The sequence below is a fragment of the Kitasatospora sp. CM 4170 genome (assembly GCF_032110285.1).
Taxonomy (GTDB): domain Bacteria; phylum Actinomycetota; class Actinomycetes; order Streptomycetales; family Streptomycetaceae; genus Kitasatospora; species Kitasatospora aburaviensis.
Genome location: NZ_CP134877.1, coordinates 1542720 through 1561840, shown reverse-complemented (window position 1 = coordinate 1561840; position 19121 = coordinate 1542720). Strand labels below are relative to the sequence as shown.

General features: G+C 71.9%; 10 protein-coding genes and 2 pseudogenes. 3 read left to right on the top strand and 9 right to left on the bottom strand.

Going from position 1 to position 19121, the window contains the following annotated elements:
- Positions 1-118: 118 nt before the first annotated feature.
- From RMN57_RS06280 to RMN57_RS06270, 3 genes are all read right to left on the bottom strand, one after another.
- Positions 119-1504, bottom strand: a complete 1386-nt coding sequence (locus tag RMN57_RS06280; protein ID WP_313767728.1) for a hypothetical protein — start codon at positions 1502-1504, stop codon at positions 119-121.
- A gap of 95 nt (positions 1505-1599) precedes the next feature.
- Positions 1600-3132, bottom strand: coding sequence for a peptidoglycan DD-metalloendopeptidase family protein (locus RMN57_RS06275; RefSeq protein WP_313762371.1), 1533 nt, complete (start codon positions 3130-3132; stop codon positions 1600-1602).
- A gap of 11 nt (positions 3133-3143) precedes the next feature.
- Positions 3144-3272, bottom strand: coding sequence for a hypothetical protein (locus tag RMN57_RS06270; protein ID WP_313762370.1), 129 nt, complete (start codon positions 3270-3272; stop codon positions 3144-3146).
- A 609-nt stretch (positions 3273-3881) separates the two neighbouring features.
- On the opposite strand from RMN57_RS06270, the gene RMN57_RS06265 reads away from it, so the two are divergent.
- Positions 3882-4241, top strand: coding sequence for a UBP-type zinc finger domain-containing protein (locus RMN57_RS06265; protein WP_313762369.1), 360 nt, complete (start codon positions 3882-3884; stop codon positions 4239-4241).
- A 6-nt stretch (positions 4242-4247) separates the two neighbouring features.
- Here RMN57_RS06265 and RMN57_RS06260 read toward each other — a convergent pair whose 3' ends face one another.
- On the bottom strand, positions 4248-5192 hold the full coding sequence (locus RMN57_RS06260; protein ID WP_313762368.1) for a DUF5996 family protein: 945 nt from the start codon (positions 5190-5192) through the stop codon (positions 4248-4250).
- A 155-nt stretch (positions 5193-5347) separates the two neighbouring features.
- On the opposite strand from RMN57_RS06260, the gene RMN57_RS06255 reads away from it, so the two are divergent.
- Positions 5348-6034 (top strand): alpha/beta hydrolase, encoded by a 687-nt coding sequence (locus tag RMN57_RS06255; protein WP_313762367.1) that lies wholly within the window; start codon positions 5348-5350, stop codon positions 6032-6034.
- A gap of 80 nt (positions 6035-6114) precedes the next feature.
- On the opposite strand, the gene RMN57_RS06250 is transcribed toward RMN57_RS06255, so the two are convergent.
- The 3 genes from RMN57_RS06250 to RMN57_RS06240 all read right to left on the bottom strand — a co-directional run bounded on the left by RMN57_RS06250 (position 6115) and on the right by RMN57_RS06240 (position 10742).
- Positions 6115-8250: a SpoIIE family protein phosphatase gene (locus RMN57_RS06250; protein ID WP_313762366.1), complete on the bottom strand. Its 2136-nt coding sequence runs from the start codon at positions 8248-8250 to the stop codon at positions 6115-6117.
- 360 nt (positions 8251-8610) lie between these two features.
- On the bottom strand, positions 8611-10227 hold the full coding sequence (locus RMN57_RS06245) for an alpha/beta hydrolase (RefSeq protein WP_313762365.1): 1617 nt from the start codon (positions 10225-10227) through the stop codon (positions 8611-8613).
- Between the two features lie 95 nt (positions 10228-10322).
- A complete protein-coding gene (locus RMN57_RS06240) occupies positions 10323-10742 on the bottom strand; it encodes a hypothetical protein (protein ID WP_313762364.1) in 420 nt (139 codons plus the stop codon).
- 608 nt (positions 10743-11350) lie between these two features.
- On the opposite strand from RMN57_RS06240, the gene RMN57_RS06235 reads away from it, so the two are divergent.
- A complete protein-coding gene (locus RMN57_RS06235) occupies positions 11351-12580 on the top strand; it encodes a cytochrome P450 (protein ID WP_313762363.1) in 1230 nt (409 codons plus the stop codon).
- A 147-nt stretch (positions 12581-12727) separates the two neighbouring features.
- On the opposite strand, the pseudogene RMN57_RS06230 reads toward RMN57_RS06235, so the two are convergent.
- Together RMN57_RS06230 and RMN57_RS37000 are read right to left on the bottom strand one after the other, a co-directional pair.
- Positions 12728-17468: pseudogene (locus RMN57_RS06230) on the bottom strand (KR domain-containing protein); the annotation flags it as partial.
- A gap of 30 nt (positions 17469-17498) precedes the next feature.
- Positions 17499-19091: pseudogene (locus tag RMN57_RS37000) on the bottom strand (type I polyketide synthase); the annotation flags it as partial.
- Positions 19092-19121: the final 30 nt, after the last annotated feature.

The following is a 19121-nucleotide window of genomic DNA, read 5'->3' as shown; positions in this document are numbered from 1 at the left end:
CTGCCGCGGGTGCGGTACGGCCCGCGAGCGGGAGCACGAGTGCTCCCGCTCCGGCCGCCCGCCGCAGGCCGCGCCTGCCGATCGGGGACATCGTCGTTCTCCAGGAGTGCCGGCGTGGTCAGGGGAGGGCGGGTCCGGCGGTGGTGTTGAGCCAGGCCCAGTCGGACCAGGTGGCGAAGCCGGTCTGCCACTTGTGGTAGACGCCGGCGCTGCTGGTGCCGAACACCTCGATCCGGCCGTCGGCGTTGGCGGTGGCGACGACCTCGGTGCCGGCGCCGCCGAAGGTGTCCCACCGGCCGTACGGAGCGTTGACCCCGGTCTGCCAGAGGTGCTGCGCGGTGCTGCCGTTGATGGCGAACACCTCCACCCGCCCGTCGGGCGAACGCTCACTGGTCAGTTGGGAGTCGGCGGGTCCGTCGGCGGGTTCCCAGTCGGACCATGTGGTGGGGCTGGTCTGGTACTTGTGGAAGACGCCGGCGGGGCCGGAGGCGAAGACTTCGAGGCGGCCGTCCTGGTTGTGGTCGACGGTGAGGTCGTGGCCGCCGCCGCCGAAGGTCTCCCAGGTGGACCAGGCGCCGTTGACGGCGGTCTGCCACTGGTGTTGGAAGGTGGTGGCGTTGAGGGCGAAGACTTCGAGTCGGCCGTCGGGGGCCTTGCCGAGTGAGATGCGGCTGTCGGCGGGGCCGCCGCCGGCCGGTTCCCAGTCGGACCAGCCGCTGTTGGGTGCGGTCTGGTACTTGTGGAAGATGCCGGCGGGGCCGGAGGCGAAGACTTCGAGGCGGCCGTCCTGGTTGGCTCCGGCGGCGATGGAGTGGCCGCCGCCGCCGAAGGTCTCCCAGGCGGACCAGGCGCCGGAGGGCTGGAGTTGGTAGCGGTGCTGGAAGGTGGTGCCGTTGATGGCGAACATCTCCAGGCGGCCGTCCGGGTTCGAGCCGATGGCCAGCTCGGCGCCGCCCGGTCCGCCGAGGGTCTCCCAGTCGGACCAGGCTCCGCTGACGGCGGTCTGCCAGGCGTGCGAGACGCCGCCCGCACCGGCCGCGAACACCTCCAGCCGGCCGTCCGCCGACCGCGCCGACACCACCTTGCCCGACTGCGCCGGATACACCAGCGGTGCCGGTCCGGGCTCGTGATGGCCGAGCCGGTCCGCGGCGGCCCGCGCCGCGTCCATGTACCGCAGGTGGGCGCCCGCGTTGTAGGTCGACCAGGGCTGCCAGTTGGTGCCGCCGTTGGAGATGCGGAAGGTCGCGTCCGCATTGCACTGGGCGTTGTAGGCGCAGGCGTCGGTGACCTCGGAGTGCCAGTAGTCGTTGATCTCCCACAGTCCGCGGTCGGTGGACGGCGGGGTGTTGTTCTGGACGTTGGACGCCAGCGGGTTGCAGCTGGACTCGGCCATGCCGACGGCGATCGCGGTCACCAGGGCGTCGCCCCGGAACCCCGCGTTGTAGCCGACCTCGGCGCACAGGTCGATGCCGGTGGCGGCCGGCGCGGGCGTGGCACCGACCATCAGGCCCGCCGCCACGCCGAGCGCGGCGAGTGCGGACAGCAGGATCCGGTGGGGCGCCCGGCGGGAGTGTTGCGTGCTGGTCACGTGATGGCTCCTCAACTGACGGCGGGTCCGGCGGTGGTGTTGAGCCAGGCCCAGTCGGACCAGGTGGCGAAGCCGGTCTGCCACTTGTGGTAGACGCCGGCGCTGCTGGTGCCGAACACCTCGATCCGGCCGTCGGCGTTGGCGGTGGCGACGATCTCGGTGCCGGCGCCGCCGAAGGTGTCCCACGGGCCGTACGGCGCGTTCAGGTTGGTCTGCCAGGTGTGTTGTGCGGTGCTGCCGTTGATGGCGAACACCTCGATGCGGCCGTCCGCGGTCGGCTGGCTGGTGAGTTGGGAGTCGGCGGGTCCGTCGGCGGGTTCCCAGTCGGACCATGTGGTGGGGCTGGTCTGGTACTTGTGGAAGGCGCCGACGGGGCCGGAGGCGAAGACTTCGAGGCGGCCGTCCTGGTTGTGGTCGACGGTGAGGTCGTGGCCGCCGCCGCCGAAGGTCTCCCAGGTGGACCAGGCGCCGTTGACGGCGGTCTGCCACTGGTGTTGGAAGGTGGTGGCGTTGAGGGCGAAGACTTCGAGGCGGCCGTCGGGGGCCTTGCCGAGTGCGATGCGGCTGTCGGCGGGGCCGCCGCCGGCCGGTTCCCAGTCGGACCAGCCGCTGTTGGGTGCGGTCTGGTACTTGTGGAAGAGGCCGGCGGGGCCGGAGGCGAAGACTTCGAGGCGGCCGTCCTGGTTGGCTCCGGCGGCGATGGAGTGGCCGCCGCCGCCGAAGGTCTCCCACGCGGACCAGGCGCCGGAGGGCTGGAGTTGGTAGCGGTGCTGGAAGGTGGTGCCGTTGATGGCGAACATCTCCAGGCGGCCGTCCGGGTTCGAGCCGATGGCCAGCTCGGCGCCGCCCGGTCCGCCGAGGGTCTCCCAGTCGGACCAGGCTCCGCTGACGGCGGTCTGCCAGGCGTGCGAGACGCCGCCCGCACCGGCCGCGAACACCTCCAGCCGGCCGTCCGCCGACCGCGCCGACACCACCTTGCCCGACTGCGCCGGATACACCAGCGGGGCGGGGCGGGGGCCGGTCCCCGGAGTGCAGGGCATGGTCATCCCGCGCTCCGCGAGGTAGGGGATCGGGTCGGTGCGCACGGTCGCGTCCGGGTCGGCCCAGACCCGCAGGTGCAGGTGCGGTCCGCTGGAGGTGCCCTCGCTGCCCATGTAGGCGATCAGCTGACCCGCCGTCACGTGGTCGCCGGTGGCCACGTCCCGCTCGCGCATGTGCCCGTACTCGGTGATGGTTCCGTCGGGGTGCAGGATGCGGATCCACTGGCCGTAGCCCTGCGCCGGGCCGGAGACCAGCACCCGGCCGTCGCCGACCGCGTAGATCGGGGTGCCGTAGTCGTTGGCGATGTCGATGCCGTTGTGCTCCGGGGTGTAGCCCTGGGAGATGTAGCCGGCGGCCGGGCAGGACGCCGCGAACCCGGCGATCGCGGCGGGAGCGGCCGAGGCGGGGGCGGCCGGCACGGTGAGGGGCAGCAGCAGGGCGGCCGCGGCCAGGGTCAGGCGCGAGGCGTGGCGGGAGGCCCGGCGGGTGATGGAGGCGAACACCGGTGCGCCCCTCACGCCGTGCGCAGGCGGTCGATGACGCCGTCGATCGCCGACGAGCCCGCGGCGCCCGGTGCCGGTGCGGCGCCGAGCCCGCCGGCGGACCTGGGGATGCTCCTGCGGGTGGGGTGGTGCGCGGTCAACGTGACCTCCTGAGGGCGCGTGACGGCGGCCTGTCCGGACCGCCGGGTGTCGAGCGGTTGGGACGGTAGCCACGCGCCGCGCGGCGCAGAACCCGGAACCATCCGGACTGACAGGAGCGGACCGGTCGAGGAGACTGCTGTCCTTCGGGGCCCCGGCTGCCCGGCCGCGCGCGGGGAACCGAACAGGACGTCCGCTCAACCCCGGGGCGCGCTGAACCCGAGGCACAGCACGAGGAGTTCACCCGTGATCCGGATCACCACGGTCTGGGCCCGTCGACGTGAAGGTTCAATCTCTGTCCGGGGTCGGGCCGCCGGTGTCGGCGAGCCGGCGAGCCGATGCGCTGCAGGACGCGTTCCGCATCCTGGCCGGGCCTGCGCAGGCGCTCCCCGGGCGGGTTGTCCACGACGAGGCGGCGGACGTCGGCGACGTGCGCAGGTGCGGCCGCTCACGTCATGAAGGCCTGCCCCTGCGGGCCGGTGGGCCATGCCGGTGCTCGTCACGGAATCTCCGTGCGAACCGGCTGGTTGAGGTTGGCAGAGAGTCGACGGCTTCGGCGTCGGCGTGCCGAACCGGTACCCGGGCCGAGCCTTCATCGGGAGGTGTGTCCGATGGCTGACAGCCCGATCCAGGGGATCGATCCCGCCGTGCGGCCGAGCGGCGAGGGGTGTGTGGAGTGCCTGGCCGGGGACGGGCCGGGGTGGTGGTTCCACCTGCGGCGCTGTGCCGCGTGCGGGCACATCGGCTGCTGCGACTCATCGCCCTCGCAGCACGGGACGAGGCATGCGCGGGAGGCGGGGCACCCCTTCCTGGCCAGTTTCGAGCCCGGTGAGGCGTGGCTGTGGAACGTCGAGACCGAGCAGTACTACGAGGGACCGGAGCTGGCGGCGCCCGCCGCGCACCCGGTCTCCCAGCCGACCCCCGGCCCGCACGGCAAGGTTCCCGCCGACTGGCAGCTGCACCTGCACTGAGCCGCTTCAGAGCGGCGGGATCGGCAGCCGCGGATCGGTGATGCCGCCCGGGCAGGCGAGGCGGTCGACGTCCCAGGCGGCGCGGTGGGCTCCGGCGCGGTAGGCGCTCTCGTAGAAGGCGAGGACGGTCGCTCGGGGATCGGCCTCGGCACGGGCCGCGTCGTAGGGCAGTACCGCCAGGTGGCTGCCGCCCAGCTCGATCCACCGGGCGGATGCGGGTGTCAGCGGGTCCTCGGCCAGGTGCTCGGGCTCGGGGGCCGTGTAGGAGTAGAACGCCGCTTCGCCCAGGTTGGCGTCGCCGAACCAGAACCCGAAGCTGATCAGCTCCCGCGAGTACGCCTCGCGGGTCACGGGGTCCACTTGTGCCGGCTGGTCGAGGGCGCGTTCGGAGAACCGGGTGTGGGCGATGTCGAACGAGTGCCAGAAGAGGTGGACGGGGCTGACCTTGCCCGAGAAGCGCGCCGCGAACTCCTCCAGCACCAGCGAGACCTGGGCGAGCACCTGCCAGTAGCGATTCGCCCAGACGGGATCGTAGGCCGCGTGCTCGAAGTCCTCGGCGAACGGCCGGTCGGCGTCGGCCAGCCGGTAGGGCCGGGGGAGTGGAAGCTCCACCCGGATGCCCAGCGCCGCCAGCGTCTCCAGGGTCTGCCGGTAGAACGAGGCGACGGACTGGCCGACGAGCGGGAAGGACGCCGACCTGCCGTCCGCCGTCGAGACGACCAGCCGGTGGGCGACGAAGTCGAAGTCGACGGTGAAGATCGGGTTGCCGTCGACCTGTCCCATCGGCCGTGTGGTGATTCCGCGCCCGCTGAGGTGGAAGGGGACGTTCCACCAGTGGTTGCGCCGCACGCTCGCCGCAAGGCGGACCTTGCCCACCACCTGCGTGAAGCGGTGCAGCGTCTCCTTCGTGTCCCGCCACTCGGCGAGTGGCATCGCCGGGAACAGCTCCATCGCGTTGCCCTCCTGCCCGTCGGCCGCAGTTCCATGATGGCCACGATGGCCCGGATGCGCAGACCTGCGGACCCGTACGGCTCGCCGCGAAGGGTGACGGCGTGAATACTCGGTGTAGTTCTCGCCGTCGTGGCTTGACGTCCTAGGAGGAACTCATGGCCAACAAGGCCAGCATCGTCTTCGCCCACGGGCTCTGGGCCGACGGGTCGTGCTTCAACAAGCTCATCCCCGCGCTCCAGGCCGAGGGGCACGAGGTCTACAGCTCGCAGCACGGCCTCGATTCACTCGAAGGCGACGTCGCGTGCGTCACCCGCGCCATCAACCACGTGCCCGGCCCGGTCGTACTCGTCGGTCACTCCTACGGCGGGACCCTGATCACCAAGGCCGGCGTCCACGACCGCGTGGGCGCTCTGGTCTACATCGCGGCGCTCGGCCCGGACGAGGACGAGACCTCACAGGACCAGCAGAACAAGTTCCCCCGCATGCCGGTCTTCGACCACATCGACGTCGCCGACGGCCGCATCTGGCTCCTGGAGTCGGGCGTCGGCGACTTCTGCGGCGATCTGCCGGCGGCCGAGCAGAAGCTCGTTCTCGCAACGGGCGCCGTGCCCGTCCCCGACCTGTTCGACCAGCAGGTTCCCGGTACCGCCTGGCGCACGACGCCGAGTTGGTACATCGTCGCGAACGACGACCGCACCGTGAACCCGGACCTGCAGCGGGCCGCCGCCGAGCGCATGGGGGCGAAGACCCATGACGTCGACAGCAGCCACGTGCCCATGCTCTCGCACCCGGGCCTCGTGCTCGACGTCATCCGCGACGCCGCGCAGTCCCTCGCGGCGTAGAGCAGCCGTCGAAGACCGGGTTCCCGACGACGGCCAGGTGGATCGACGAGGGACCGCACACGTGGACCGTCATCAGACGCTCAACCCGCCAGCGGGAATTCGCACCAGACGTTCTTGCCGCTGCCGAGCGGCTCCACGCCCCAGCTCCCGGCGAGGGCGTCCACCAGCAGCAGGCCGCGGCCGGAGGTCGCGGTCTCGCCGGGGACCCGGCGGCGCGGCAGGACGCTGGAGCGGTCCTGGACCTCCAGGCGGATGCAGGCGGTGGTCCCGGCCCGAAGTTCCACGGTGAGCAGCGCGCCCCCGTCGGTGTGGACCAGGGCGTTGGTGATCAGTTCGTCCGCAGTCAGTTCGACGTCGGACAGGAGCTCCGCCGCACCCCACGCGGCCAGGGCCTGGCGGAGCATGGCCCTGGTCTCCGCCAGCCCTTCCGGGTCGGCCTGGTGGACGTGCTGCGTCAACTGCCGGGTGGCGCGGGCGCCGGGCACGGCGGCGCGGTGCAGCAGCAGGAGCGCCATGTCGTCGCTGCTGACGAGGCGGTCGGGGTGGCCGCCGCAGAGGTGGTCGGCGAGCGCCTCGGTGTCGATCGGGCCGGCGCGCATGGCGGCGGCGAGGGCCTCGATGCCGTCCGCGATGTCCCGACCGGGGTGTTCGACCATTCCGTCGGTGCACAGGAGCAGGGTGTCCGAGGGGCCGAGGTCGAGCCGGGTCTCGGGGTAGCCGTCCTGGCCGAACACCGTGGCCACGCCGAGCGGCAGGCCACCGCGGACGCTGGCCCAGCCGGTACGGCCGGTGCTGTGCCGCACGAGTGGTTCGAGGTGGCCGGCCCGGACCAGGCGCAGCGTTCCGGTCTCCAGATCGGCGTCGACGTAGATGCAGGTCGCGGACCGCTCGGTGTCGAGATCGGCGAGGAACCCGGAGGCGCGGGCCATGACCGTGGCGGGAGCGTGCCCCTCGGTGGCGTAGGCCCGCAGCGCGATCCTCAACTGCCCCATGACGGCGGCCGCGTGGCTGTCGTGCCCCTCCACGTCGCCGACCACGAGACCCACCCGCCGGCCGGGCAGCGGGATGACGTCGTACCAGTCCCCGCCCACCTCGCGGCCGCTGCGGCCGGCGCGGTAGCGGACGGCCACCTCGCCGCCGTCGATCTCGGGGATGCGGCGCGGCAGCATGGTGGTCTGCAGCGTGGTCGCGAATTCGCGTTCCTGGTCGAACAGCATGGCGCGTTGCAGGGACTGCGCGACGGCGCTGCTGAGCGCGATGCAGATGTTGCGGTCCTCGGTGCTGAAGTGGTGCCGGTCCCGGTAGAACAGGCCCAGTGCGCCGATGGAGCGGGCCTGCGCGGCCAGCGGCAGGAAGGCCGCCGCCTCGATCCCCATCTCCTCGGCGTAGGGCAGCAGGCGGGGGTAGCGGGTGGTGAGCTCCTCCCTGGTGCTGACGAATCGCGCGTGCCGGGTGAGCACGGCCTCGGACAGCGGCAGGCCGTCCCCCAGGTGGGTCAGCGACAGGTCGTCCTGGGCCCTGAGCTCCGCGGACGGTTGCTCGGTCACGGCGACGAGGCGCATGACGTCCCCGTCCACCAGCCCGAGGGCCAGCCCGTCCGCCCCGAAGCGTCGCAGCCCTTCGCTGTCGGTCAGCACGTTGGTCACGTCGCGCACGGTGATGGCGCGGGCGAGGGCTTCGGTGGTGGCGCGTACGGAGTCGGTCTGGCGGCGCCGGTCGGCGGCGAGCGTCCGCATCCCCTCGGCGTGGGCCAGCTCCTCCTCGGCGTTGCGGACGATGCCGACGATGCGGTAGGGGTGCGCCTGCTGGTCGCGCAGGATGCGTCCCTGCGTGTGCGCCCAGCGCAGGGACCCGTCGCGGCAGACGATGCGGAAGTACGACGCGAAGGTCAGGTGCCCCTCCCGCAGCGCGAGCGACACGGCCTGGTCGAGGCGCTCACTGTCCGTCGGGAGCACCCTGGCGGAGAGTGACGTGGGCAGTCCGTCGAACTCGTCGGCCCGCAGGTCGAACACCTCCAGGCCCACGTCGTCGAGGTGGTAGGTGCCGCTGTCGAGGTCCCAGTCGAAACTGCCCATGCCGTTGAGCGCCAGCCGGTCGTTGGCCGCGGTCGGCTCGGCGTCCCCGGGCGAGCGTGGTGACGGCGAGGTCGCGCGGGCGGACACGGGGCGGGTGGTTCCGGGGCCGTAGCCGCCCGGAGACCTGGACGTCTTCGCCATGGCAGGGCTCCCGTCCGATCGATGGCCCGCTGCCGATCATCCGCGACAGGCCTGCCGCCGCCGCGCGATCACGGAGAGTGTCGTGCGAGTGCGACGACGAGGCGCCTGAGTGCTCCGTCGCCCGCGTCGGTCCGGTCCTGGAACACCTGGTCAGTCTATCCAGGGGCCGACGGCTCGGCATCGATGTGTGCCGCGGCTCGGGCGTCCTCGGCCGCACCCGGGGTGGGGAGCCCTCACCGGCGGCACTCGGAGCCGGGTGTCTCCCCGGTCCGTCCCGTCAGGGCATGGTCGGACGGACCGGGGAGGGGGCGCCGGGCCGGAGCGGGGGGGGGGTTCGCTCCGGCCCGGCGGGCTCGGGTGTCAGCCGGCGCAGCGGGTACCGGGGGCGGGCATCGCGCCGGACACCAGATAGGCCTCGTACGCCGCGTCGATGCAGGTGTTGCCCCGGCCGAAGGCGCCGTGCCCCTCGCCCTCGCGGGTGAGCAGGGTGGCGTGGGCCAGGCCCTTGGCGAGGTTCTCCGCGGCGGCGTACGGCGTGGCCGGGTCGCCCGTGCTGCCGACGACCAGGATCGGGGTGCTGCCCTCGGCCCGGACGACGTGCGGCTTCTCGGGGGACCGGAAGGGCCAGTTCTCGCACCTGCCGTGCTGGTAGTCCTCGACGGAGACACCCTGCGTGACCAGCGGGGCCTCGGCCTTGAGCTTGGCCACGACCTGCTGCGCGCGTTCCGGGGACGGCGCGGCGGCGGCCCCGTCGGCGCAGGAGATCGCGTTGTGGGAGTCGCTGAGGGTGGTGTAGTGGCCCTTCTCGTCACGGCCGTGGAAGCGGTCGGCGGACGCGAGGAGGAGGTCGCCGCGCTTCCCGACCATGGCCATGGTGAGCGCGGCGCGCAGGGCCGGCCAGGCGTCCGTCTCGTCGCCGTAGAGGAGGGCCTGGGTGCCGGCCCAGCCCAGGTCGCTGGTGAGCCTGCGGCCGTCGGCGGTGTCCAGCGGGCGGTCGTGCAGGCCCTCCAGGTAGTCCGCGGCCTTCTTCGCCGCGGTGTCCGGGTCGCCGCCGAGCGGGCACTCGGCGGCGTGGGTGCGGACGCAGTCGTCGGCGAAGCGCCGGAGGGAGGACTCGAACCCGATGATCTGGTCGGTGGACTCCTCCAGGGCGTCGGCGGCGGGGTCGACCGCACCGTCCAGGATCAGACGACCGGTCCGGGCGGGGAACTCCTCGGCGTAGAGCGCCCCCAGGTAGGTGCCGTAGGAGATGCCCAGGTAGTTGAGCCTCGGGTCGCCGAGCGCCTGGCGCAGGACGTCGAGGTCGCGGGCGGTGCTGCGGGTGCCGACGAAGGGGAGCAGCCTGCCCGACTTCGCCGCGCAGGCGGTGGTGAGCTCCGTGTCCCGCTGTTCGAGCACCGCACGACGCTTCGCCGGGTCGACGGGGAGGTCGACCTGGTCACGGTCGTCCCGCTGCCGGTCGGTGAGACACGTCACCGGGGAGCTCGCCCCGGAGCCCCGCGGGTCGAACCCCACGACGTCGAAGCGGTTGTGCAGGGCGCCGTCGAAGAGCTTTCGCCCCATGGCGACCATCTCCACGCCGGACCCGCCCGGTCCGCCGGGATTGACCACGAGGGAGCCGACCCGCCGGGTGGGATCGGCCGCGGGCAGCCGGACCAGCGCGACGCCGAGCGCGTCGGCGGCGGGGTCGGCGTAGTCCAGCGGAACGCGCAGTTCGCCGCACTGCATGCCGGTCAGGTCGGCCGGTGGGCTCCCGGCGTCCGGCCGGCAGGCGTGCCAGCCGATGTGCTGGCCGTAGAAGGTGCCGAGCCGGGGGTCGTCGGCTCCGGCGGGCTTCGCGGCGGCGCCGGCCGAGCCGACGGCCCCGGCGTCGGCCGGCTGGACGGTCGCCAGGTCGTTGCAGGCGGTGGCGAGCAGCAGGTTGCCGACGACGAGTGCCGCCAGCACGAGGCGGCGGCCGGTCCGGTGGGTGGTCATGGTGGTTCCTGTCGAGCGGGATCGGGTGTGACGGTGGTGCGGTGCGGACGGCTCCGGCCCCGGCCGCTGTCGCGCCGGTCGCTGCCCGGCGGGGGTCAGCGCCGTGCGGCGGCCGCGTCCAGGTCGGCGGTGAACCTCGCGAACTCCTTCCACCAGGCCCGGCGGACGTGCATCCGGGTGGGGGCGTCGTGCCCGGGGAGGGCGAACGGGAAGGAACTCCAGAGCAGTTGGCGGCGGACCTCGCCCATCCGGCGGGCCGTGTCGTCCCGGTCGAAGCTGTGGACGAGGCCGCCCGGCCGCTGCCCCACGCCCCTGGTCCTGACCTGGTGGAAGTGGACGGACCGCGCGGTGGCGGTGACGAAGTAGGTGTCGGCGTCGAGGCCGCCGCCGAGGCAGGAGAGCCACGGGCTGTCGTCGAGGAACACGCCGAAGACGACGAGCGCGGGATCGGTCGGATCCATCGCGAGCACCGTCTGCTCGACCTGCTTGATCGTGGCGGCCTTGCGCACTGCCATCCGTCCGTCCTCCCGCCCCGGTCGGCCCGGCGTCGGGGCCGGCCTTGTCCGTGACCGCTCGGGCGTCGACTGTCGCCCGGGGTGGCCGGGGCGCATCCCGTGCCCCGGCCGTGGCCCAACGTAGGGCTGCGGGGCGTCGGCGTGGATGACGGTCGGCACCGAAAGATTCAGGGCGTCCGGGACCCTGCGGTCCGTAAGGGTGGGCCCGTCGGCCCCGTCGGATCGCCCCGTCTCGTCGAATCCCGAGGTGTTCCGCCGGGGTCGATGCGCCGGCGGAACGACGCGTCTTCCAGAAGGGGCCACCCGTTCGAGCTATGTGGTCCAGCACTGCCGCTGACCTGGCGCGGTGCCTCGGTGGCCGGCCGCACCGCGCGGCCGCAACCTGCCAGGAGCCCGGGTTCTCCACCGCACGGTGGCAGCTTGTTGCCGAACCGCGCACGGTGAAGCGCCAGTTCGACTGATCCCCATCACGACAGCCGCCCTGACAGTAGGCTCGGGAGCTGTGCCGAGTTGCCTGGGGGGGCGGGTGTTGACTGTTCGTCAACGGTTTCTCACACCACCGTGAAGTCCCCGCCAGAGCAGAGGGACTGACGACAAGGAGAAGGCCGATGACCGACGTCCTGACGGAACAGGAAGAAGCCGTCCCGTTCTACCCGATGGAGCGCGGCGGCTCCTGCCCCTTCGACCCGGCGAACCAACTCGCCGCGCTGGCGGAGGAACAGCCGATCACCAAGGTCAGGTTGTGGAACGGGAACCATGCCTGGCTGGTCACCCGGAACGCGGACCTGCGCGCGGCCATCAGCGACCGCCGGCTCAGCTGTGACCCCCGGCTGCCCGGATTCCCCCATGTGACCGCGTTCGTCGAGACCCGACGGGGGGACGCCCCGCGCACGCTCATCGAGATGGACTTCCCCGAGCACACCACCTACCGGCGCATGCTCACCAAGGACTTCCTCTACAAGCGGGTCGAGGCGATGCGGCCGCGGATCCAGGAGATCGTCGACGGGCTGATCGACCGGATGCTGGAGTCCACCGGCCCGGTGGACCTGGTCGCTGAGTTCGCCCTGCCGGTGCCGTCCCTGGTCATCTGCGAACTGCTCGGGGTGCCCTACGACGACCACGAGTTCTTCCAGATCCGCAGCAACGTGCTCTTTGCCCGGGACGCCACCGCCGAGCAGGCGATGAAGGCATTCCAGGAGCTCGCGGTCTACCTCGGCGGAATGATGCAGAAGAAGGCGGCCCAGCCCGGCGACGACCTGACCAGCCGCCTGGTCGCCGAGCAGTTGACCACGGGTGCGATCGGCCCGGACTCGCTGGTGGCCATGCTGATCCTGTTGCTGACCGCCGGTCACGAGACCACCGCCAACATGATCTCGCTGAGCGCGCTGACCTTGCTCCAGCATCCCGAGCAGATGGCGCAGCTGCGGGACAAGCCCGAGATGGTTCCCGACGCGGTCGAGGAACTGCTGCGCTACCTCACCGTCGCCCAGAGCGGCGCCCGGCGGGTGGCGACCGAGGACATCGAGATCGGCGGACACCTGGTGAAGGCCGGCGAGGGCGTCATCCTCGCCTTCGACACCGCCAACCGCGACACCTCGGTCTTCGCCGAGCCGGAGGTCTTCGACATCCACCGCGACGACACCGGGCAGCACGTGGCTTTCGGCTTCGGCTCGCACCAGTGCGTCGGGCAGCAGCTGGCCAGGGCGGAACTGCAGATCGCGGTCAGGACGCTGGTCCAGCGCGTCCCGACGCTGCGACTGGCCCAGTCGGTGGACTCGCTGCAGTTCCGCAAGGACATGGCCGTGTACGGCGTCCAGGAGCTGCCGGTCAGCTGGTGACCGACTGACCGACTGACCGGCCGGCCACGCCCTGACCGGGCGTGGCCGTGACCGGCCGGCGGCCGAACCGGTGACGGTTCCGACGAAGGTGCCGCCCCCGCTCGTCGCGGGGGCGGCACCTTCGGTGTCAGCCCGGGGAACGCCCGGTCACAGAGTTTCCAGGATCCACTCGTGGACGGCCCTGCCGGTGGCCGCGCCGTGGTCCGTCATCATGGTGCAGTGATCGCCCGGCACCTTGAGCCCGGTGTGCGGCAGGTGCCACCACCCGCGCCAGTCGGCACCCTCCATCGTCTCGCCGGACAGCAGCGGTACGCAGTCCTCCGGTCGGACGATCAGCGTGGGCGCCTCGATCTTCCGCGGACCCCAGCCGCCGAACACGTCGAGGTAGCGGGTCATCGCGGTCAGGCTGGAGTAGTCCACCGTCGCGAAACCCTCCCGCTTCTCGAACACCTCGTGATACAGGGCGCGGGCCAGCGGCCGGGCGAGTGAACCCGGCATGTAGGTGTCCAGCAGCACCACCGCGGCCACCGGGACGTCCATTCGTTCCTCCAGGGCCGTCGCCACCGCGTGCGCCAGCAGACCGCCCGAGGAGTAGCCCATCAGCACCACCGGATGACCGGAGGCCCGCGCGGCCACCGCGTCCGCGTGGATGTCCACCGTGGCGTCGAGGTTGTCGGGGATCCGCTCCCCGGCGGCGAAGCCCGTGGTGGGGATGACCGAAACGCCGCGCAGCCCGTCGAGCGCCGCCGAGAACGACGCGAACTGGAGATTCCCGGGGACGGGCACGAACGGCGGGAAGCACAGGATCTCCGGCCGCTCGGGACCGGTCGAGAGCCGGGTGAACCGCGGCAGCCGGTCGACGTCCCCACGCCCCTTGAACGACGGCCGCACCAGCGCCGCGGCTGCGAGCAGGTTGCCCGACGCCTCCAGCTCGCCGAGCCGGTTGATCTGACGGTACAGCGTGGTCAGCGTCTGGTCGTCGACCACCGGGACACCGGCGGCTCCCGGGGCCGTGGCCGTGGCCGCGGCACCGCCCGTGCCGGTCACGGCCGTTGCGGCGGCCTGCCGGCCGGCGTCCGTCAGCATCCCGGAGGCCGTGAGCTGAGCGAGCACGTGCTCGGCCAGCGCGACCGGCGTGGGATGGTCGAAGGCCAGCGTGACGGGCAGCCGTAGTCCGGTCAGCGCGTTCAGCCGGTTGCGGAGCTCCACCGCCATCAGCGAGTCGAACCCGAACTCCTTGAACGGGCGGTCGATGCCGACGGTCCCGGTCGAGGAGTGCCCCAGCACGGCTGCCACCAGCGCCTGGACCTCCTCCACCACCGCAGAGGCGCGCTCCGTCTCCGCGAGCCCGGCCAGCCGTCGGCCCAGCGACGGCCCCACCTGGCCTGCGCTCACTCCGACCGCCCGGCGTAGCGGTGCCCGGACCAGGCTGTGGAGTAGTGGGGAGATGGGTGTGGAGGTGGCCTGTGTGCGGATCTTTGCGAGGTCGAGGTTGAGTGCGATGAGGAGTGGGGTGTTGGTGGTGAGTGCGGTGTCGAGGAGTGCGAGGCCGTCGTTGGTGGTCAGTGGGGGCATGCCGGCGCGGGTCATGCGGTGGATGTCGGTGTCGTTGAGGTGGTTGGTCATGGTGCTGGTTTCGGCCCAGAGGCCCCAGGCGATGGAGGTGGCGGGTAGGCCTTGGGTGTGGCGGTGGTGGGCGAGGGCGTCGAGGTAGGTGTTGGCGGCGGCGTAGTTGGCTTGTCCGGTGGCGCCGAGGATGCCGGAGGCGGAGGAGAAGAGTATGAAGTGGTCGAGGGGGGTGGCGGGTGAGGTGGTGGAGGTGGGTGGCGGTGTTGATTTTGGGGGTGAGTGTGTGGGTGAGGTGGTCGGGGGTTTGGTGGGTGAGGGTGGCGTCGTGGAGTGCTCCGGCGGTGTGGATGACGGTGGTGAGGGGGTGTTGGTCGGGGATGGTGTTGAGCAGGTGGCGTAGGGCGTTGGGGTCGGTGGTGTCGCAGGCGGTGATGGTGACGGTGGCGCCGAGTGCGGTGAGTTGGGTGTGGAGTTGGGTGGCGCCGGGGGCGTTGGGGCCGGAGCGGCTGGCCAGCAGCAGGTGGCGGGCGCCGTGGTGGGTGGTGAGGTGGCGGGCGATGTGGGTGGCGAGGGTGCCGGTGCCGCCGGTGATCAGGATGGTGCCGTTGGGGTTGATGGGGGGTTGGGGGGTGGTGTTGGTGGTGGTGTGGTGGGTGAGGTGGGGGGTGTGGGGGGTGCCGTTGCGGAGGGCGTGTTGGGGGTGGGTGGTGAGTGTGGTGGGGAGGGTGTGCCAGCTGGTGGGGTGGTTGTCGGTGTCGATGAGGGTGATGCGGTGGGGGTGTTCGGATTGGGCGGAGCGGGTGAGGCCCCAGAGGGGTGTGTGGGGGAGGTCGGTGATGTTCTCGTCGGGGTGGGTGGCGATGGCGTGGTGGGTGAGGAGGACGAGTCGGCTGGCGGCGTAACGCTCGTCACCCAGCCACGACTGCAGCAGCCCGAGGGCATCGACCGTCCGCTGCCGCGCCGAGGAGTTGACCGCCGCGACCTCGTCCGGCGACGTGAGGACGGACGGCACCGCCGAGACGAACGGCACCACCACCACGGCCGGCACCGGCACACCGGAGTCGACGGCCGCATCCAGCGCCGCCAGATCCGCGTACGACTCCACGGTCACCCCGGCGCCTCGCAACGAGCCCGCCACATCCAACACCGCCGACGCCGCGCCCGTACCGGCGCGCTCCAGGACGGCCCACCGCCCCGGCTCCACCGGGGCGGCGCCGGTGACCGGCACCGCGCTCCACTCCAGGCCGAACAGCGGGGACTTCCCCGCCGCGCGCGCACCGGCCAACTGCTGGGCGGAGAACGGGCGCGTCACCAGAGCGTCCACCAACGCCACCGGCCGACCGACCGCATCGGCGACGGTCAGCGAGACCGTGTCCTCCCCGGCCGGCGACAGCCTGACCCGCAGCGCGGTGGCGCCGGTCGCGTGCAGGGAGACGCCGCTCCAGGAGAACGGCAGGCCCACACCGCCGCGCCCGGTCCCCTCGACCAGGCCGAGGGCGTGCAGCGCCGCGTCGAGCAGCGCGGGGTGCAGTCCGAACCTCGCGGCCGCGGCATGGTCGTCCTCGGCCAGGGCTACCTCGGCGAAGACGTCCCCGCCCACCCGCCAGGCGGCCTGCAACCCTTGGAACACCGGACCGTACCCGTAGCCGACCTCGGCGAGCCCGTCGTACAGACCGGACACGTCCACCGGTTCCGCCCCCTCGGGCGGCCAAACGGACAGACCGCTCCCGTCCGGCTCGGAGGAGGCCACCGGGTCCGGGACGAGAACGCCGACCGCGTGGCGGGCCCAGGCCCCCTCCGCCGAGGCGATGTCCAGCGTCGACGGCTCGATCCGGGAGTGCACGGTCAGCGACCGTCGTCCCGTGTCGTCGATGCCCCCGACCGTCACCCGCAGCTGCACGGCCCCCTGCTCGGGGATCAGCAGCGGCGACTCCAGCACCAGCTCCTCGACCCGCCCGCAACCGAACTCGGCCCCAACCCGGGTGGCCAGTTCGACATAGGCGGTACCGGGCAGCAGCACCGTCCCGAAGACGACGTGATCCGCCAGCCACGGCTGTGTCCGCACCGAGACGCGGCCCGTGAAGACCACCCCTTCGCCCTCGGCCAGCGCGATCGTCGCGCCGAGCAGGGGATGGTCCGCCGGGACCAGTCCGAGCCCGGCCGGATCGCCCGTACCTGAGGCCGCCGAGTCCAGCCAGTAGCGCTGGTGCTGGAAGGCGTAGGTGGGCAGGGCGAGGTGATCGGTGTGGGGTTGGAGGTTGAGGGTGGTCCAGGTGGGGGTGGTGCCGTGGGTGTGGGCTTGGGCGAGGGAGGTGAGGAAGCGGGTGGGGCCGGGTTCGTCGCGGCGCAGGGTTCCGATGGCGGCGGTGGTGGTGTTGGTGGTGTTCTCGATGGTGTCTTGGGTGGGGGTGGTGAGGACGGGGTGGGGGCTGGTTTCGATGTAGAGGGTGTGGCCGTCGTGGAGTAGTGCGGTCAGGGTGGGGTGGAAGCGGACGGTTTCGCGGAGGTTGGTGTACCAGTACTCGGTGGTGAGTTCGCGGGTGTCGAGAAGGGTGCCGGTGACGGTGGAGTAGAAGGGGATGGTCGAGGTCTGGGGTGTGATGTCGGCGAGGAGGGTGGTGAGTTCGTCGTGGAGTTCTTCGACGTGGGTGCTGTGGGAGGCGTAGTCGACGGGGATGGTGCGGGTGTGGATGCCGTCGCTTTCGCAGGTGGTGAGGAAGTCGTGGAGCGCGGTGGTGTCGCCTGAGATGACGGTGGAGGTGGGGCCGTTGAGGGCGGCGACGGACAGGCCGGGCCAGGCCGTGAGTCGTTCGGTGACCTGGTCCTGCGGCAGCGCCACGTGTGCCATGGCGCCCTTGCCGGTGATGCGGGTGATGGCCTGGCTGCGTAGGGCGGCGATGCGGGCGGCGTCGTTCAGGGTGAGGGCGCCGGCGATGTGGGCGGCGGCGATTTCGCCCTGGCTGTGGCCGATGACGGCGGAGGGTTCGATGCCGTGGGCCTGCCAGAGGCGGGCGAGGGAGACCATGACGGCGAAGAGGACGGGTTGGACGACGTCGACGCGGTCCATCGATGCCGCCCCGGGCAGGCCGCGGAGGGTGTCGGTGAGTCGCCAGTCGGTGTGGGGGGCGAGGGCGCGTTCGCAGGCCTCGATGTGCTGGCGGAACGCCGGGGAGACGTCCAGCAGGTCGAGGGCCATGCCGGCCCATTGGGAGCCCTGGCCGGGGAAGACGAACACCGCCCGCCCGTCCAGGCTGCCCCTGGTGCCGCGTATCACGCTGGGTGTGTCCTGGCCGTCGGCGAGTGCCGCCAGCCCGGCCATCATGTCCGCGCGATCGGTTCCGAGGACGACGGCGCGGTGGTCGAAGTGGCTACGGCCGGTGGCCAGCGACCAGCCGACCTCACCCAGCCCCACCTGGTCCTCGGGATGCGAGGTGAGGAAGTCCCGCAACCGCCTGGCCTGCGCCCGCAGCGCCGCGTCCGACTTCCCGGACAGCGTCCACGGCACCAGGGCGGTGGTGATCAGAGGTTCGGTCGCTGTGGTGGAAGGGTCGGTGTCCGGGTCCGGCGCCTGTTCGACGATGACGTGGGCGTTGGTGCCGCTGACGCCGAAGGAGGAGATGCCGGCTCGGCGCGGTTCGCCGGTTTGGGGCCAGGGTGTCTGTTCGGTGAGGAGGGAGACGGCGCCGCTGGTCCAGTCGATGTGGGGGGAGGGTTCGTCGGCGTGGAGGGTGCGGGGGAGGATGCCGTGGCGCATGGCCATGACCATTTTGATGATGCCGCCGACGCCGGCTGCGGCCTGGGTGTGGCCGATGTTGGATTTGAGGGAGCCGAGCCAGAGTGGTTGGTCGGGGGTGTGGTGTTTGCCGTAGGTGGCGAGGAGTGCTTGTGCCTCGATGGGGTCGCCGAGGGTGGTGCCGGTGCCGTGGGCTTCGACGGCGTCGATCTGGGCTGCGGTCAGTCCGGCGTTGGTGAGGGCGTGGTGGATGACGCGTTGTTGGGAGGGGCCGTTGGGGGCGGTGAGGACGCTGCTGGCGCCGTCTTGGTTGATGGCTGAGCCGCGGATGACGGCGAGGATGTGGTGTCCGTTGCGTTGGGCGTCGGTGAGGCGTTCGAGGAGGAGCATGCCGGCGCCTTCGGACCAGCCGGTGCCGTCGGCGTGGGCGGAGAAGGATTTGCAGCGGCCGTTGGTGGCGAGGCCGCGTTGGCGGCTGAATTCGATGAAGACGCCGGGGGTGGCCATGACGGTGACGCCGCCGGCGAGGGCGAGGGTGCAGTCGCCTTGGCGGAGGGCTTGGGTGGCGAGGTGGAGGGCGACGAGGGAGGAGGAGCAGGCGGTGTCGATGGTGACGGCGGGGCCTTCGAGGCCGAGGGTGTAGGAGATGCGGCCGGAGGCGATGCTGCCGGAGTTGCCGGTGCCGAGGAGTCCTTCGACGTCGTCGGGGACGTGGTTGAGGAGTTGGACGTAGTCGTGGTACATGACGCCGGTGTAGACGGCGGTGCGGGTGCCGCGGAGGTGGGTGGGGTCGATGCCGGCGTGTTCGAGGGTTTCCCAGGTGGTTTCGAGGAGGAGGCGTTGTTGGGAGTCCATGGCGAGGGCTTCGCGGGGGGAGATGCCGAAGAAGTCGGCGTCGAAGTGGGTGGCGTTGTGGAGGAAGCCGCCTTCGCGGGTGTAGCTGGTGCCGGGGGTGTCGGGGTCGGGGTTGTAGAGGGTGTCGGTGTTCCAGCCGCGGTTGGTGGGGAAGGGGGTGATGGCGTCGTGTCCGGTGGCGACGAGGTTCCACAGGTCGTCGGGGGAGCCGACTCCGCCGGGGTAGCGGCACCCCATTCCGACGATCGCGATCGGCTCCCGCGACGATGAGACGAACTCGTCGTGCTCCCGCTTGAGTCGCTTGTTCTCCAGCAGGGACGCCCGCAGCGCCTCGACGATCTTCTCGGTAGGCATGGTCATGATGTTTGAACTCCGTGTGTCAGA